This is a genomic window from Herbaspirillum sp. DW155, from assembly GCF_037076565.1.
In the GTDB taxonomy this organism is placed as follows: domain Bacteria; phylum Pseudomonadota; class Gammaproteobacteria; order Burkholderiales; family Burkholderiaceae_D; genus Herbaspirillum.
Genome location: NZ_AP029028.1, coordinates 3012236 through 3029167, shown reverse-complemented (window position 1 = coordinate 3029167; position 16932 = coordinate 3012236). Strand labels below are relative to the sequence as shown.

Here is a 16932-nt window from a genome sequence, read left to right as displayed (position 1 = left end):
ACCGGTCCCATGAGCATTCCCCTGCGCGTACTGTTCGTCGAAGACATGGAAGAAGACGCCGTGCTGATGGTGCGCGAGTTGAAGCGCGGCGGCTTCGAACCGACCTGGGAGCGTGTCGACGATGAACAGGCATTGCTGGCGGCCCTGCAGGCGCAACGCTGGGACATCGTGATCTCGGATTACTCCATGCCCATGTTCTCGGGCGTGGAAGCCCTGAAACTGGTCAAGGCCGACAATGACCAGACGCCCTTCATCATCGTCTCCGGCGTCATCGGAGAGCAGACGGCGGTGGAGGTGATGAAGGCCGGTGCCCAGGATTACTTCCTCAAGAGCGCCATCGCGCGCCTGCCGCATGCCGTCGACCGCGAGCTGCGCGATGCCCAGGCGCGGCGCAAGCAGCGCGCCAGCGCCCAGGCCCTGCGCGAGATGCAGGCACGCTTCAATGCCTTCATGAATGCCGCGCCCATGCCGACCTGGATCAAGGATGCGCAGCTGCGCTACAGCTACGTCAATCCGGCGCAATCGGCCTTCTACGGCATGACGCCGCACGACATGGACGGCATGACCGACGCCGAGCTGATGACCATGGGCGCGGCCGAAGCCTCGCGCGAATACGACCGCAAGGTGCTGGAAGAAAAGTGCGAGCTGCACACCCAGGAAACCGTCTTCGACCACAACCACAATGCACGCATCCTCGACGTGGTGCGTTTTCCGATCAGCGGGGAAGGCAAGGGCGACATGGTGGCGGGTCTTGCCATTGATGTGACCGAACGCGAACAGTCGCGGCGCGAGCTGGAGCTGGCCATCCAGCGTCAGCAGATCCTGTCCTCGCGCGTGATCGAGGTGCAGGAGCGCGAACGCCAGCACCTGGCACGCGGCTTGCACGATGATGTGGGCCAGTCGCTGACGGCGCTGAAGATCAATCTGGAAACCATCAAGAAGACCGGCACCCTGGAAGGCCCGTCACTGCAGAACGGCATCGATATCGTCACCGCCGTGCTGGCCCAGGTGCGCAGCCTGTCGCTGGACCTGCGCCCGCCTCAGCTGGACAACCTGGGCCTGATCGCCGCGCTGCGTTCCTACGTGGAACAGAAGTCCAAGCTGGCCAATGTGAACGGCTGGTTCGAGAGCAGCGGCCACGACGGGCAGCTGCATCACGACATTGAAAACACGGCCTTCCGCATCGTGCAGGAAGCCGTCACCAACATCCTGCGCCATGCCCGGTGCCAGAACATCTGGGTCAAGATCGACCGCCAGCAGGACCAGGTGTACCTGAGCATCCGCGATGACGGCAAAGGTTTCGACATCGAGCGTGCGCGCAGCAATGCCATTTCCGGCACCAGTTTCGGTCTGCTCAACATGGAGGAACGGGCGGTACTGGTGGGCGGTTCCATGGAGATCACTTCGGCGCCCGGCGCAGGGACGGAAATCGTCATGCACCTGCCGGTCGCCCCTATCGTGAGGAGAATGTAAATGCTGACCCGAATCATGCTGGCCGACGACCACGCGCTGGTGCGCAGCGGCATCAAGGCATTGCTGACCGCCATGCCGGGCGTGGAGGTGGTGGGCGAGGCGTCCGACGGCGCCGAGGTCATCGAGATGATCCCCAAGCTGCAACCCGATCTGGTCCTGCTGGACATCGCCATGAAGGGCATGAATGGCCTGGAGGCGTTGCGCCGCCTGCGCGGTGAGTATCCGACCATCCGCTTCCTGATGCTGTCCATGTATGGCAGCGAGGAATATGTGATGCAGGCCTTGAATGCAGGCGCCAATGGCTATCTTTTCAAGGATTCGGCCGCCACCGAGCTGGAAAAAGCCCTGTATGAAGTAAAACACGGGCGCCAGTACCTGGATTCGCACATTTCGCGCGAGGCGCTCGACAACTATATGAAGCGTGTTGCACAAAACGGGACCCCGGTCGAAGTGCTGACGCCGCGCCAGCGCGAAATCCTCCAGTTGATCGCCGAAGGCAACAATACCAAGGAGATCGCTTATCAGCTGAACGTCAGCGCCAAGACCATCGAAACCCATCGGGCGCAGTTGATGGAGCGGCTCGACATCCGCGACGTGCCCGGTCTGGTGCGCTATGCGATCCGGACCGGGATTGCCACTCCCGACAAGTGAGGGCGCCCTGAGTGAAGAGATATTCGCATTCAGGAAAATTCTGATTATTTTTGAAAATGCCTGTGCAATAATCCCCAGACAGTACGGGGATCGGCGTCGATACTGGTGTTCAAGCGAACTGCCGGTGCTGGAACGAGGCCGCAGGGCAGTTTCTGCAGTGAAGCGCATGCCGGCCGCTGTCCGGGGGGATGGACCGGACAGGCGGCAAATGGCACGAGAGACGACGGCCATGCGCTGGCCATTCAGAGAAGAAGTGTTCCAGCTTGAAATTTATTGAAGAAAGCGATCCATCCATGGATATCGAGCAATATGACATCATCCTCGTCGACGACAGCCCCGAAGTGGCTGAGTTGACACGCCTGGCGCTGGGCAGCCGCAAGCTGGCTGACAAGCTGACCTGGTTTGCCGATGCGGAGCTGGCCGAGCAGTTCTTTTTCCAGGGCGAGTACGCCAACCGCCGCGATTTGCATCCCTACCTGATCCTGCTGGACCTGAACCTGCCGCTGATGAGCGGACACGATTTCCTGAAGATCATCAAGTCCAATGCCGCCACCTCGCATATTCCGGTGGTGATGTTTTCTTCTTCCGACGACCAACGCGACATCAACCAGAGCTATGAACTGGGCGCCAATGGTTACGTTGTCAAGTCCACCGATCCCAAGGAATTCATGGGCACCGTCGCCGACACCGGCATCTACTGGCGCAACCGCAATCGTCCGGCACGCGGTGACGATGTGCCTGCGGCGGGCAGTCCGTCGGCTGCGCCCTGAGCGCATCGGCAGCACCCAGCAAAAAGCGCGGCCTGGCCGCGCTTTTTTCATCTCGCCGTCACCTTCCGCAGGCGTGGTGTTTCACCCCGGAAACTGCCGCAAACCTTCCAGATCATTGATCGTGATGCTGCCATAGTCCACCTTCAGCAGGCCGGCCTTTTCCAGCACCTGCAAGGCCTGGTTGGCGCGCTGGCGCGAGGTGCCGGAGAGGTTGCCGACTTCTTCCTGCGAGATCTGCAGGTTCAGGCCGATGCCGGGATTCAGATAGGGATTGAAGAGCGCCGCCAGGCAGCGTGCCACGCGGGCATCCGGCTCCAGCATGCGGTCGTATTCCACCAGTGAAATGAACAGCGCCAGACGCTCGTTGAGTTGCGTCACCAGGAAGCGGTTGAAGGGGATGCTGTTGTCCAGCAGCCAGATGTAGGTCGCCTTGGGCATGTACAACAATTCACTTTCGCGCAGGGCTACCACATCGTACTTGCGCGGTTCGTCCTTGAGCAGCGAGCCTTCGCCCAGCCAGCCGCCGTTGGCCATACCGGCAAAGGAGACGGTCTTGCCTTCGGGCGAGACGCTGCTCATCTTCAGCAAGCCCTCGTGCACGCCGATCCAGTGCGAGACCGGATCGCCCTTGCGGCAGACGTAGCCGCCCGCCGCAATCTTGCGGCTGACTACCTCCGCCTCGACCCGGGCCAGCTGTTCTTCGGTCAGCGCCTGCGCCCAGATGCTCTTGGACAGCATGCGTCGAATTGTTGTCTCCATGATGATGCGTCGCAATATCGAAAGTTTTGTCAATTGTCGGTGAGATGACATCTACTGGCAACCTCTCCCTCTACTATCATCGCAAAACAGGCCCGGGCAACAGCCTGGCCGATCATAGAGACAGGACAGCTGGCATGCCGGACACAATGACTGCCGCAGTAAGAGCAGCGTAAGCCTGGCAGCACAGACTGAGCCGACACCGGGTTCGCTTCCTCACGCAAGAAGATGAAGAAAGCGGATCTTTCGAACCTGCACAAGAAGGTGGGAAGATGGTGGAGACGAAACAAGACCAAGAGGCCGCGACCTTTCCGCGGCTGTTGCTGGCGCATGCCCGCCAGCGTCCCGAACGGGCGGCCTTCCGCGAGAAGGACCTGGGCATCTGGCAGACCACGCCCTGGCGCCAGGTGGCCGAGGAAGTGCGCAGCTTTGCCTGTGGCCTGGCGGCATTGGGATTCCGGCGCGGTATGAGCCTGGCCATTATCGGCAACAACTGCCCGCGCCTGTACTGGGCCATGAGCGCCGCCCAGGCGCTGGGCGGCATGCCGGTGCCGCTGTACCAGGATGCCCCGGCCGCCGACATGGCCTACGTGCTGGCCGATGCCAACGTCGATTTCGTCATGGCCGAAGACCAGGAACAGGTCGACAAGGTATTCGAGATCAAGGAAAACCTGCCCCGCATCGCCCACGTCATCTATGACGATGAACGCGGCATGCGCAACTACCACCAGCCCGAACTGCTGTCCTTTGCCCGCGTGCAGGAACTGGGCCGCGCCTATGAGCGCGCGCATCCGGGATTCTTCGAGCAGGAAGTGGCGGCAGGTTCGCCCGATGACGTGGCCATCATCCTCTACACCTCCGGCACCACCGGCAAGCCCAAGGGCGTGTGCCACTCGCATCGCGCGATGATCACCACTGCCACCACGCTGGTGGAGTTCGATCATCTGGATGAGAACGACGACATCCTCTGCTACCTGCCGCTGGCCTGGGTAGGCGATTTCCTGTATTCCTTCGCGCAGCAGCACGTGGCCGGCTTCTGCCTCAATTGCCCGGAGTCGCCCAATACGGTGATGACGGACCTGCGCGAGATCGGCCCGACCTATTACTTCGCACCGCCGCGCGTCTACGAAAACATCCTCACGCAAGTGATGATCCGCATCGAGGATGCCGGCTGGTTCAAGCGCAAGATGTTCCATGGTTTCATGAAGGTGGCGCGCCGGGTCGGCATGCGCATCCTCGATGGCAAGCCCGGCGTGTCGCTGGCAGACCGCGTGCAATACGCCATCGGCGACCTGCTGGTCTACGGGCCGCTGAAGAACGTGCTGGGCATGTCGCGCCTGCGCGTGGCCTACACCGGCGGCGAAGCCATCGGGCCGGACCTGTTCGATTTCTATCGTTCGCTGGGCATCAACCTGAAGCAGCTCTACGGCATGACCGAGACCTGCGTGACGGTCTGCATGCAACCCTCGGGCGACGTCAAGCTCGATAGCGTGGGCCGCCCCATGAAGGGCGTGGAGGTGCGCATCGATGCCAATGGTGAAGTGCTGGTGCGCTCTCCGGGCCTGATGAAGGAATATTTCAAGCGGCCCGATGCCACCGCCGAAGCCATCGACCAGGACGGCTATTTCCATACCGGAGATGCAGGTTTCTTCGACAGCGACGGCCATCTCAAAATCATCGACCGCGCCAAGGATGTCGGCAAGATGGCCTGCGGTAGCATGTTCGCGCCCAAGTACATCGAGAACAAGCTGAAGTTCTTCCCCTTCATCAAGGAAGCGGTGACCTTCGGCAATGGCCGCGAACAATGCATGGCCTTCATCAACATCGACATGGATGCCGTGGGCAACTGGGCTGAGCGCCGCAACCTGGCCTACAGCGGCTACACCGACCTGGCGGCCAATCCGGCGGTCTACGACTTGGTGCGCGAATGCGTGGAAAAGGTCAACGCCGATCTGGTGGCGGACCCCTTGCTGGCCGATTCGCAGATCCATCGCTTCCTGATCCTGCACAAGGAACTCGATCCCGATGACGAGGAGCTGACCCGCACCCGCAAGGTCCGACGCGGCTTCATCGCCGACAAGTATGCGGTGCTCATCGAGGCGCTCTATGCGGGCCGTGCGTCGCAGTACATCGAGACCCAGGTCAAGTTCGAAGATGGCCGCCAGGGCATGATCTCGGCCGACCTCAGGATCGCCGACGCCAAGACCTTCAAGACGCTGCAAAGCGCCGCCTGAGCAGCACGCAGTCCCGTCCCGGCGGCGCCGACGCCACCGGCTTGCAGCGTAGCCCGACCAGACCACTGCTGAATGAACCCGACCATGAAACGACACCTGAGTTCCGAAATCCTGTCTGCGGGTCTGCCGCCCGTGACCAGTCCCGATGACGAAGCCCCGGCCGTTGCCGCCAATGGCCGCCGCATCGGCGAGGTGATTCTCGACCTGCAGAACATCTCGCTGTCTTTCGGCGGGGTGAAGGCGCTCACCGATATTTCCTTCGACGTGCGCGAGCACGAGATCCGCGCCATCATCGGCCCCAACGGTGCCGGCAAAAGCTCGATGATCAACGTCATCAACGGCGTCTACCATCCGCAGAAGGGCCACATTCTCTATCGCGGCCAGCCGCGCCTGGGCATGCACCCCAGCAGCATCGCGCGCCAGGGCATTGCGCGCACCTTCCAGAACATCGCGCTCTTCAAGGGCATGACCGTGCTGGACAACATCATGACCGGCCGCAATACCAAGATGCACTCGGGCCTGTTCTCCAACGCGCTGTGGTGGGGACCGGCCCGCAACGAAGAGATCGAGCATCGCCGCAAGGTGGAAGAGGTGATCGATTTCCTGGAAATCCAGCACATCCGCAAAACCCCCGTGGGACGCCTGCCGTATGGCCTGCAAAAGCGCGTGGAACTGGCGCGCGCACTGGCGGCCGAGCCGCACATGCTGCTGCTGGATGAACCCATGGCCGGCATGAACGTGGAAGAAAAACAGGACATGTGCCGCTTCATCCTCGACGTGAACGACCAGTTCGGCACCACCATCGTGCTGATCGAACACGACATGGGCGTGGTCATGGATATCTCGGATCGCGTGGTGGTGCTGGACTACGGCAAGAAGATCGGCGACGGCACGCCGGACGAGGTGATGAGTAATCCGGAAGTCATCAAGGCCTATCTCGGGACTTCCCACTGAGTTCGCGCGGCGGGCAAGACGCAAATAATATAAATAATAAAAACAATATGGCAATGGCAGGCAAGGAGACGACATGCAATTCTTCCTCGAAGTCACCCTGAGCGGATTGCTCTCGGGGCTGATGTATTCTCTGGTGGCGCTGGGTTTCGTGCTCATCTACAAGGCCTCGGGCGTATTCAATTTCGCGCAGGGCGCAATGGTGTATTTCGCTGCGCTGGCGGTGGTGGGCCTGATGGAAAAGGGCATGCCGATGTGGGCCGCCATCATCGGCGCTTTCGTGGTGATGATCCTGGTGGGGCTTGCCACCGAACGCTTCGTCTTGCGCAAGCTGGTCAACCAGCCGCCCATCACGCTCTTCATGGCCACCATCGGCCTGACCTTCTTCCTCGAAGGACTGGGCCCCATGCTCTTCGGCAACGAGGTGCGGCCCATCGACCTGGGCATCGTCGATGAACCGATCCAGTCGGTGATGGACAGCATCGGCATCGGCATTTCCAAGTTCGACCTCTTCGCCTCCGGCATGGTGGTGGCGCTGGTGGCGGCACTGGCACTGTTCTTCCAGAAGACCAAGGTCGGCCGCGCCTTGCGTGCGGTGGCCGACGATCATCAGGCGGCGCTGTCGCTGGGCATCCCGCTGCAGCACATCTGGGCCGTGGTGTGGGGCGTGGCCGGGTTCGTGGCGCTGATTGCGGGCCTCTTGTGGGGCTCGCGCAATGGCGTGCAGTTCGCGCTGACCATGACGGCGCTGAAGGCCTTGCCGGTGCTGATCCTCGGGGGCTTCACCTCGATTCCCGGAGCGATCGTGGGCGGGCTCATCATCGGCGCATCTGAAAAACTGGCCGAGATCTACATTCCGCCGGTGATGCAGGATGCCTTCGGGGGCAACTTCGGCGGTATCGAAGGCTGGTTCCCCTACGTGTTCGCGCTGCTGTTCCTGCTGGTGCGACCGGAAGGCTTGTTTGGCGAGCGACATATCGACCGCGTATGACAATGTGCTCATTCCAATGTTGGCGATATGTCGCCATGGGTGCCATGCAGTAACAAGGAGAACGCAATGCTGTACCGTGAAGCAGGACAATTCAAGACAAGCTACATCGCCGACAGCCAAATCTTCCCGATCCGCCAGGATCGCATCATCTTTACGCTCTTCATGGTCTTCGCCTTTGTCGGCGTGCCGCTGTTGGGCAGCGAATACTGGTTCTCGGCCATCCTGGTGCCGTTCCTGGTGTTTGCGCTGGCCGCACTGGGCCTGAACGTGCTGACCGGTTACGCCGGCCAGCTCTCGCTGGGCTCGGCCGCCTTCATGGCCGTGGGCGCATATGCCGCCTACAATTTCCAGCTGCGCGTGGAGGGCATCCCCATCGTCGCCACGCTGATTCTCTCCGGTGGCTGCGCGGCCCTGGTGGGTGTGCTGTTCGGGCTGCCCTCGCTGCGCATCAAGGGCTTCTATCTGGCCGTGGCCACGCTGGCGGCGCAGTTCTTCGTGGTCTGGGCGCTGACCAAGTTTCCCTGGTTCTCCAACAATTCTTCCTCGGGCGTGATCAGTACGCCCAAGATCGATTTCTTCGGCATCGCCATCGATACGCCGGTACGCAAGTATCTTTTCGTACTGGCCGTGGTGAGCGTGCTGGCGCTGGTGGCCAAGAACCTGGTGCGTTCCTCCACCGGCCGCGCCTGGATGGCCGTGCGCGACATGGACGTGGCCGCCGAAGTGATCGGCATCCCGCTCATGCGCACCAAGCTGACCGCCTTTGCGGTGAGCTCCTTCTACTGCGGTGTGGCTGGTGCGCTGTATGCCTTCTGCTACCTGGGATCGGTGGAGCCGGATGGCTTCTCGCTGGACCTGTCCTTCCGCATCCTCTTCATGATCATCATTGGCGGTGTGGGCAGCATCCTCGGCTCCTTCCTGGGCTCGGCCTTCATCCTGCTGCTGCCGATCTTCCTCGACAACGCACTGCCGCCGCTGGCTGCACTGCTGCATCTGCCGTTCACCAATGCCACCGTGTCGCACATCCAGATGATGGTGTTTGGTGCGCTGATCATCTTCTTCCTGATCGCCGAGCCGCACGGGCTGGCGCGGCTGTGGCAGATCGCCAAGGAAAAACTGCGCCTGTGGCCGTTCCCGCACTGAGCGCGATAGCAGGGCAACGAGGTAAAAGGGGCCGGGCAACGGCACCACAGAAGTCGGCAACGACAACATAAAAGGAGACGAGACCATGAAGACCATGAAGCATCTGAGGCAACTGGCGCTGGCCACGGCCTGTGCGGCCAGCCTCTTGTCGGCGGCCCTGCCCGCGCTGGCGCAGAGCAATGACCAGTTCATCGCCATCCCCAGTTACCGGGTCGGGCCGTATGGCACCAACGGCCAGTCGTATTACGGCGGCTATGTCGACTACCTCAACTACGTCAACATCAAGGAAGGCGGCGTCAATGGCGTCAAGCTGTCCTGGGAAGAGTGCGAGACCGAGTACAACAACGCCAAGGGCGTGGAGTGCTACGAGCGCATGAAGAACAAGAATCCGGTCACGCACGGCACCGCCATCAATCCGATGGCCACCGGCATCTCCTATGCGCTCATCGACAAGACCGCCGAGGACAAGGTGCCGCTGGTGATGATCGGCTACGGCCGTACCGATGCGGTGGATGGCTCGGTGTTCCCGTATGCCTTCCCGCTGGTGACCACTTACCAGATGCAGGTCTCGGCCATCGTGAAATACCTGGCCGGCAAGAACAATGGCTCGCTGGCAGGCAAGAAGATCGTCTTCCTGTATCACGACTCGGCCTATGGCAAGGAGCCCATCGTGGCGCTGCAGGCGGAGTCCTCCATCGGCAAGTTCAAGCTGGTGGAAATCCCGGTGGCGCACCCCGGCAACGAACAGGGCGCGCAGTGGCTGCGCATCCGTCAGGAGAACCCGGACTACGTGATCTTCTGGGGCTGGGGCGTGATGAACCAGACCGCGCTGAAGGCCGCGCAGAAGGTCGGCTATGCGCGTGACAAGATCGTCGGTTCCTGGTGGGCCGGTTCGGAAGAAGACACCATCCCCGCCGGTGATGCCGCCAAGGGGTATCTGTCTGCCACCTGGAACGTGGCCGGCAAGGATGTGCCCGTGATCGCCGACATCGACAAGGTGGTCTATGGCGCGGGCAAGGGCAACATGCAGGACAAGAACAAGCTCGGCTCCATCCTCTACAACCGTGGCGTCTCGGCGGCCATTGCCACCGTGGAAGCGGTGCGCACCGCGCAGGACAAATACGGCAAGGGCAAGGTCATGAGCGGCGAGCAGGTGCGCTGGGGCTTTGAAAATCTCAACATCACCGACGCCCGTTTGAAGGCCCTGGGGGCGACCGGCCTGCTGCCTGAAATCAAGACCTCGTGCGAAAACCACGAAGGCTCGGGCAAGGTCAAGATCCAGCAATGGGATGGCAGCAAGTGGGTGCTGGTGTCGGACTGGATCGAGGGCAACAAGAACCTGATCCACCCGCTGTTCAAGGCGTCGGCTGCGAAATACGCAAAAGAAAAAGGCATCACTCCTGCCTGCATGAAGTAGGCGCTTGCGCCGGCGGCTCTGCACGTCTCCCACGGCCGCCGGTGCTTTTTTGGGAATGCGAACGACCATGAATGCCACACCGATCCAGACCAGTGCCGCTCCTTCCGCTGCTACCGCAGCGGTAGCCAAGGCGCTGGCCATCAACAACATCGAAGTGATCTATGACCATGTGATCCTGGTCCTGAAGGGCGTCTCGCTGGATGTGCCCGAAGGCAAGATCGTGGCGCTGCTCGGGGCCAATGGCGCCGGCAAGAGCACCACCTTGAAGGCCATCTCCAACCTGCTGCATGCCGAGCGCGGGGACGTCACCAAGGGCAGCATCGAGTTCCGTGGCGAGCGCGTGGACCGCATGACGCCCAATGATCTGGTCAGGCGCGGCGTGATCCAGGTGATGGAAGGGCGTCATTGCTTTGGCCACCTCACGGTGGAAGAAAACCTGCTGACCGGCGCCTACACGCGCGGCATCAGCAATGCCGAAGTGAAGCACGAACTGGAAAAGATTTACGAATATTTCCCGCGCCTGAAGGTGCGCCGCAAATCGCAGTCCGGCTATACCTCGGGCGGCGAGCAGCAGATGACGGCCATCGGCCGCGCGATGATGGCCAAGCCCTCCATGATCCTGCTGGACGAACCCTCGATGGGACTGGCGCCGCAGATCGTCGAAGAGATCTTCGAGATCGTCAAGGATTTGAACAGCAAGGAGAAAGTCTCCTTCCTGCTGGCCGAGCAGAACACCATGGTGGCACTGCGCTATGCCGACTTCGGCTACATCCTCGAAAACGGCCGCGTGGTCATGGAAGGTGCGGCCAGTGAACTGGCCGATAACGAGGATGTGAAGGAGTTCTATCTCGGCGTTTCCGGTGGCGGGCGCAAGAATTTCCGCGACATGAAATTCTATCGGCGCCGCAAGCGCTGGCTGGCGTAAGGGGAGGGCATCATGTCCGATCCCAGGCAGGTAGTGGCCGAACTGGATGCGCTGGAGCGGCGCGATCCGCAACAGCGCGAGCAAGAACTGATGCGCGCCCTGCCGCAACTGGTGGCACGCGCGCAGAGTGCACCGGGGTGGGGGCGCATCCTCGCCGGCGTGGATGCGGGCGCGATCACCTCGCGCGCGGCGCTGGCGCAATTGCCGGTCACGCGCAAGTCCGACCTCAAGGAACTGCAGACCCGCGAGAGCCCCTTCGGCGGCTTGAACACCACCCCGGCGCGGCAATTGCGGCGGCTCTTCGTGTCGCCCGGCCCGATCTTCGATCCCGAGGGGCAGGGCGCGGACTGGTGGCGTTTTGCCAGTCCCATGAAGGCGCTGGGATTGCAGGCCGGGCATATCCTGCAGAACTGTTTCGCCTATCACTTCACCCCGGCCGCCTTCATGGTCGAGGGGGCGGCGGCCCGGCTGGGTTGTGCGGTGATCCCGGCCGGTATCGGCCAGACCGAATTGCAGGTCAACGCGATGGCGGCCCTGAAGCCCGATGCCTATGTGGGCACGCCCTCGTTCCTGAAGATCATCATCGAGAAGGCGCAGGAGATGGGCGCGGATATCTCCAGCGTGCAGCGCGCCCTGGTCAGTGCCGAAGCACTGCCGCCTTCGTTGCGCCACTGGTTCCATGACCACGGCGTGCCGCAGGTGCTGCAGCTGTACGCTTCGGCCGACATCGGCAACATCGCCTACGAAACCATGAGCGAGGGCGTGGTGCATCCCGGCATGGTGCTGGATGAATCGCTGATATTGGAAATCGTGCGGCCCGGTACCGGCGATCCGGTGACCGAGGGCGAGGTCGGCGAGGTGGTGGTGACTTCCTTCAATCCCGACTATCCGCTCATCCGCTTCGGTACCGGGGATTTGTCGGCGGTAGTCCAAGGCATCTCTCCCTGCGGGCGCACCAACACCCGCATCAAGGGCTGGATGGGACGCGCCGACCAGACCACCAAGGTGCGCGGCATGTTCGTCCATCCTTCACAGGTGGCTGACGTATTGCGCCGGCATGGCGATGTGCTGCGTGCGCGGCTGGTGGTGTCGGGCGAGATGGCCAATGACGTCATGACCCTGCATTGCGAGGTGGGTGACCCGGAAGATCCGGCCATCGATGTCGATGCGCTGGCCGGCAGCCTGCGCGAGGTGACCAAGCTGCGGGGCGATGTGCGGCTGGTGGCGCCGGGCAGCCTGCCCAATGATGGCAAGGTCATCGAGGATGCGCGCAAGTACGAGTAAGCACGCGATCAGTTTCTTTTGCGCCACCACCGGCCGTTCGTCCTGAGTAGCGGCAAAGCCCCGTATCGAAGGTGCGAGGTCGGTTGCGCCTCATGTGCGTCTTCGATACGGCCCTGCCGGGCCTACTCAGGCCGAACGGTGGGTGGTTGAGCGGGAAATGGCGGGCAAATGAAGATCGGGGTCTGGAATCAGGCTTTCAAGGCGATTTGCGCTTGTGCAGGTGAAGCTTCGCGCATAAAATCGGCAACGGAACATCAGTTCCAACGTCGCTCGGACGGTTCCGGGCGCTGACGTGAAAGACCTCCATGACGCAATCCGCCGATTCGCGCGATCCCTCGCGCACGCCTGCTGTTAGCTCTTCCCCTGCAACTTCAACAGACGCCTTCCCGGTCAGCTTCCCGCGTATCGAACGCCTGCCGCCCTACGTCTTCAACATCACAGCCGAACTGAAGATGGCTGCGCGCCGCCGGGGCGAGGACATCATCGACATGTCCATGGGCAACCCCGATGGCGCCACGCCGCCGCACATCGTGGAGAAGCTGGTGGAGGTGGCGCAGCGGCCCGATACCCACGGCTATTCCTCGTCCAAGGGCATTCCGCGCCTGCGCCGTGCCATTGCGCACTGGTACCGCAGCCGCTACGAGGTCGACTTCGATCCCGACAGCGAAGCCATCGTCACCATCGGCTCCAAGGAAGGGCTGGCGCACCTGATGTTGGCTACGCTCGACAAGGGCGATACCGTGCTGGTACCCAACCCCAGCTATCCCATCCACATCTATGGCGCGGTGATTGCGGGCGCCAACATCCGCTCGGTGCGCATGAGCCCGGGCGTGGATTTCTTCGACGAGCTGGAACGCGCGGTGCGCGAGAGCTATCCCAAGCCCAAGATGATGATCCTGGGCTTCCCCTCCAATCCGACCGCGCAATGCGTGGAGCTGGAATTCTTTGAGCGCGTCGTCAGGCTGGCGCGCGAACACCAGATCCTGGTGGTGCATGACCTGGCCTATGCCGACATCACCTTCGATGGCTGGAAGGCCCCGTCCATCATGCAGGTGCCGGGCGCGCGCGAGGTGGCGGTGGAATTTTTCACGCTCTCCAAGAGCTACAACATGGCCGGCTGGCGCATCGGCTTCATGGTCGGCAATGCGCGCCTGGTGGCGGCGTTGGCGCGTATCAAGAGCTATCACGACTACGGCAGCTTCACCCCGGTGCAGGTGGCGGCGATTGCCGCGCTCGAGGGCGACCAGAGCTGCGTGGAAGAGATCCGCGCCAATTACGAACGGCGTCGCAACGTGCTGGTCAAGGGCCTGCATGAGGCCGGCTGGATGGTCGATATTCCCAAGGCGTCGATGTACATCTGGGCGCGCATTCCGGAACCGTATCGCCAGTTCGGTTCGCTGGAGTTCTCGCGCATCCTGCTGGAACAGGCCAAGGTCTGCGTCTCGCCCGGCATCGGCTTTGGTGACTATGGCGACGAGTACGTACGCTTTGCCCTGATCGAGAACGAGTCGCGCATCCGTCAGGCCATTCGCGGCATCAAGACCATGTTCAAGAACGCCAAGGGCGGTTGAGCCGGATGCACCGGGTTGGTGTAAAGGCCGGAACTGCATCAGCCCGCTGAAGTCTTACATTAATCTTCACCCCCTGACTGTCCTATATGATGAAAAAAATAATATTCGCCAGCCTCATGGCGCTTGGCGTATCGGCCGTGGTCCTGCCGGTGGCGCAGGCGCAAGTGTCCGTGAACATCAACATCGGTGCGCCGCCACCGCCGCGCGCCGAACCTATGCCGCCGCCGCGCCACGGCTTTGTCTGGATTCCTGGTTTCTGGGATTGGGATGGTTACCGCCACTTCTGGCGTGAAGGCCATTGGGTGCGTGAGCGTCCCGGTTACGTCTACGCCCAGCCGGTCTGGCGCCAGGGGCCGCACGGCTGGGAGCTGGATCGCGGCGGCTGGCGTGGTGGCCCGCCACCGGGACGTGGACCGCGTCATGAGGATGGCGATGACGACCGTCGCGGACCGGGACGCGGGCCTGACTGCCCGCCGGGCCATGCGCGCAAGGGCGAGTGCTGAACCGGTTGCCGCGCACGACTGAATTGAATTGAAGTGATGAAACGAAACGGCCGCAACGTGAAGACGTTGCGGCCGTTTTCGTTGGCGGGATGGACGGCAGTCAGGTCTTGTCCATCAGCGCCGAGATGGCGAAGGAGACGATGCCGGCCGTGATGCAGATGACCGCCAGGCGGTAATGCGGAATCAGCTTGCCTATCCAGGGCAGCAGGAAGTACAGGACGATGGCGATCAGGATGCTGGTCAGGAGTCTTTTCATTGTCGTGGCGGGAGGTTGAACGCTGGTCGCTATGATAGGCGATTTGTGCTGCGATGGCAGCCTCAGCCGGGCGGCGATCCCTTCACGCCGGGACGCGCAGGTGCCGGGGCAGCCGGTACCGTCGGTCTGGCCGGCGTGGTGGTGGCCGGTGCCGCGGCGGGCAGCGGGGTGGCACCTGGCGGGAGGGTGTCGTCCGCTTGTTCCTCCTTGCTGCCGCCTCCATGCGCATTGAAGAAGCTGATCACGGTGCGCGAAGTATCCAGGTTCTGCGACGACTTGCCGCCGTTGATGATGGGCACCACGCCGCCCGGCCAGGCATGGCCACCACCCTTGACTTCGTAGAGCACCACCGCCTGCGGGTCGGTCTTGCTGGCGTAGGTGTACTGGCGGATGGTGGTGCCGTCGTTGGCGGTGTCGGGGATGTCGTTGACGGCAGGGCGGGGATTGGCGCCGTCGGCCTTGATGAAGGCTTCGATGCTGCGCGCCACCGACAAGCGGGGTACCTGCGAGACTTCCTGCTTGCCGATGCCGCCCAGGAAGGGAATGAAGGGATCATCGCTGCCGTGGATGTGCAGCAGCGGCATGGGGGCCTTGACCGTTTCGGGCGGCACGTCCAGCACCGCGCTGACCACGGCCACTGCCCTGAACAGTTCGGGTGCCTCGGCCGCCATGCGATAGGCCATCATGCCGCCATTGGACACGCCCACCAGGTAGACGCGTTTGGGATCGGCCAGGCCGTCCTTGACCAGCTTGTCGATCAGCGCGCGCAGGAAGGCGACGTCATCGACCTTGTGCATCTGCGCATAGCCGCAGCAGCCGCCCGAATTCCAGGTGCGGGCGTCGATGGCCAGCCCGGTGCCGTTGGGGTAGACGATCATGTAGCCGGCCGCCTCGGCTATCTCGGTCAGCCCGGTGGCGCGCGCCATCAGCGAACCACTCGAGCCGCTGGCGTGCAGCGCGATGATCAGCGGTTGCGGCTCGCCGATGGCGTTGCGTTCGGAAAAATAGGCGCGCGAGAGATTGCCCACGCGGATCGTCTTCAAGGAGAGATCGACCGCCCCTGCAGGCAGGCTGGTCAGCAGCCACAGCGTACCCAGCGCAGCCAGCAGGTAGCGGTGCAGGCGGCGCGGGCGAGCAGGACGGGCGCGATCAAGAGGGCGCGAAGGAAAACGGTTCGTCATGGCTGGCGGAATGCGTTCGCAAAGATGGGCGCCATGTTAGCGCGCAGGCCACGGCGGCGCAAAGTGATTTACACCCTGCACCGCCGCGGTTGCGCCGCCGGTATGCAAGGCTCAGCCGCGGGCCGGGATGTTCAGTCCGCGCACCACGGCAGGCCGTGCCACGAAGGCCTCCAGGGCACGCGCCACATGCGGGAAGTCCTGGAAACCGACCAGCTCTGCGGCTTCATAGAAGCCGATCAGGTTGCGGATCCACGGGAAGGTGGCGATGTCGGCAATCGAGTAATCCTCACCACCCAGCCACTGGCTCTGTGCCAGGCGCTTGTCCATCACGCCCAAGAGGCGCCTGGATTCGTTGACGTAACGGTCGCGCGGACGCTTGTCCTCATACTCCTTGCCGGCGAAGCGGTGGAAGAAACCCAGCTGGCCGAACATCGGACCCACGCCACCCATCTGGAACATCACCCACTGGATCACCTGGTAGCGCGCAGCGGCATCGGCCGGCAGGAACTGGCCGGTCTTCTCGGCCAGGTACAGCAGGATGGCACCCGATTCGAACAGCGGCAGCGGCGCGCCATTGGGACCGTTGGGATCGATGATGGCGGGGATCTTGTTGTTCGGATTGAGCGACAGGAACTCCGGCGACATCTGGTCATTGGTCTCGAAACTGACCAGGTGCGCCTCGTAGGGCAGGCCGGTTTCTTCCAGCATGATCGACACCTTCACGCCATTGGGCGTGGGCAGCGAATACAGCTGGATGCGGTCGGGATGTTGCGCCGGCCATTTCTGGTTGATGGCGAAGGCGGACAAAGCATGACTCATGAGATCG

16 protein-coding genes are annotated in these 16932 nt (G+C 62.4%); 12 read left to right on the top strand and 4 right to left on the bottom strand.

What is annotated here, in order from left to right; translation table 11 throughout:
* Positions 1 to 9 precede the first annotated feature (9 nt).
* The 3 genes from AACH55_RS13860 (at position 10) to AACH55_RS13850 (ending at position 2894) form a co-directional block, all read left to right on the top strand.
* Positions 10 to 1473: an ATP-binding protein gene (locus AACH55_RS13860; RefSeq protein ID WP_338715135.1), complete on the top strand. Its 1464-nt coding sequence runs from the start codon at positions 10 to 12 to the stop codon at positions 1471 to 1473.
* Entirely contained in the window at positions 1474 to 2124 is a 651-nt protein-coding gene (locus tag AACH55_RS13855) for a response regulator transcription factor (RefSeq protein ID WP_338715133.1), read from the top strand. It begins immediately after the preceding gene.
* Between the two features lie 293 nt (positions 2125 to 2417).
* Positions 2418 to 2894, top strand: a complete 477-nt coding sequence (locus AACH55_RS13850) for a response regulator (RefSeq protein WP_338715132.1) — start codon at positions 2418 to 2420, stop codon at positions 2892 to 2894.
* Between the two features lie 81 nt (positions 2895 to 2975).
* Here the strand turns inward: AACH55_RS13850 and AACH55_RS13845 are convergent, their stop codons facing one another.
* Positions 2976 to 3632, bottom strand: coding sequence for a Crp/Fnr family transcriptional regulator (locus tag AACH55_RS13845; protein ID WP_338715131.1), 657 nt, complete (start codon positions 3630 to 3632; stop codon positions 2976 to 2978).
* Between the two features lie 290 nt (positions 3633 to 3922).
* On the opposite strand from AACH55_RS13845, the gene AACH55_RS13840 reads away from it, so the two are divergent.
* The 9 genes from AACH55_RS13840 (at position 3923) to AACH55_RS13800 (ending at position 14669) form a co-directional block, all read left to right on the top strand.
* Positions 3923 to 5884: an AMP-binding protein gene (locus AACH55_RS13840; RefSeq protein WP_338715130.1), complete on the top strand. Its 1962-nt coding sequence runs from the start codon at positions 3923 to 3925 to the stop codon at positions 5882 to 5884.
* A 72-nt stretch (positions 5885 to 5956) separates the two neighbouring features.
* Positions 5957 to 6838 carry an ABC transporter ATP-binding protein gene (locus AACH55_RS13835; protein ID WP_338715129.1) on the top strand — a complete coding sequence of 294 codons (882 nt, stop codon included), beginning with the start codon at positions 5957 to 5959 and terminating at the stop codon, positions 6836 to 6838.
* A gap of 73 nt (positions 6839 to 6911) precedes the next feature.
* Positions 6912 to 7826 (top strand): branched-chain amino acid ABC transporter permease, encoded by a 915-nt coding sequence (locus tag AACH55_RS13830; RefSeq protein WP_338715128.1) that lies wholly within the window; start codon positions 6912 to 6914, stop codon positions 7824 to 7826.
* Positions 7827 to 7892: 66 nt separating this feature from the next.
* Positions 7893 to 8969, top strand: a complete 1077-nt coding sequence (locus AACH55_RS13825; RefSeq protein ID WP_338715127.1) for a branched-chain amino acid ABC transporter permease — start codon at positions 7893 to 7895, stop codon at positions 8967 to 8969.
* A gap of 85 nt (positions 8970 to 9054) precedes the next feature.
* A complete protein-coding gene (locus AACH55_RS13820) occupies positions 9055 to 10386 on the top strand; it encodes an ABC transporter substrate-binding protein (RefSeq protein ID WP_338715126.1) in 1332 nt (443 codons plus the stop codon).
* A gap of 67 nt (positions 10387 to 10453) precedes the next feature.
* Positions 10454 to 11311 carry an ABC transporter ATP-binding protein gene (locus tag AACH55_RS13815; protein ID WP_338715124.1) on the top strand — a complete coding sequence of 286 codons (858 nt, stop codon included), beginning with the start codon at positions 10454 to 10456 and terminating at the stop codon, positions 11309 to 11311.
* 12 nt (positions 11312 to 11323) lie between these two features.
* Positions 11324 to 12595 (top strand): AMP-binding protein, encoded by a 1272-nt coding sequence (locus AACH55_RS13810; protein WP_338715123.1) that lies wholly within the window; start codon positions 11324 to 11326, stop codon positions 12593 to 12595.
* Positions 12596 to 12900: 305 nt separating this feature from the next.
* Complete coding sequence (gene alaC / locus AACH55_RS13805; protein ID WP_338715121.1) at positions 12901 to 14166, top strand: alanine transaminase; 1266 nt, start codon at positions 12901 to 12903, stop codon at positions 14164 to 14166.
* Between the two features lie 86 nt (positions 14167 to 14252).
* Complete coding sequence (locus tag AACH55_RS13800) at positions 14253 to 14669, top strand: YXWGXW repeat-containing protein (protein WP_338715120.1); 417 nt, start codon at positions 14253 to 14255, stop codon at positions 14667 to 14669.
* Between the two features lie 100 nt (positions 14670 to 14769).
* Here the strand turns inward: AACH55_RS13800 and AACH55_RS13795 are convergent, their stop codons facing one another.
* From AACH55_RS13795 to AACH55_RS13785, 3 genes are all read right to left on the bottom strand, one after another.
* Positions 14770 to 14925, bottom strand: a complete 156-nt coding sequence (locus AACH55_RS13795) for a hypothetical protein (RefSeq protein WP_338715119.1) — start codon at positions 14923 to 14925, stop codon at positions 14770 to 14772.
* A 62-nt stretch (positions 14926 to 14987) separates the two neighbouring features.
* A complete protein-coding gene (locus tag AACH55_RS13790) occupies positions 14988 to 16004 on the bottom strand; it encodes a PHB depolymerase family esterase (RefSeq protein WP_338720298.1) in 1017 nt (338 codons plus the stop codon).
* A gap of 213 nt (positions 16005 to 16217) precedes the next feature.
* Complete coding sequence (locus AACH55_RS13785) at positions 16218 to 16925, bottom strand: glutathione S-transferase N-terminal domain-containing protein (RefSeq protein WP_338715118.1); 708 nt, start codon at positions 16923 to 16925, stop codon at positions 16218 to 16220.
* Positions 16926 to 16932: the final 7 nt, after the last annotated feature.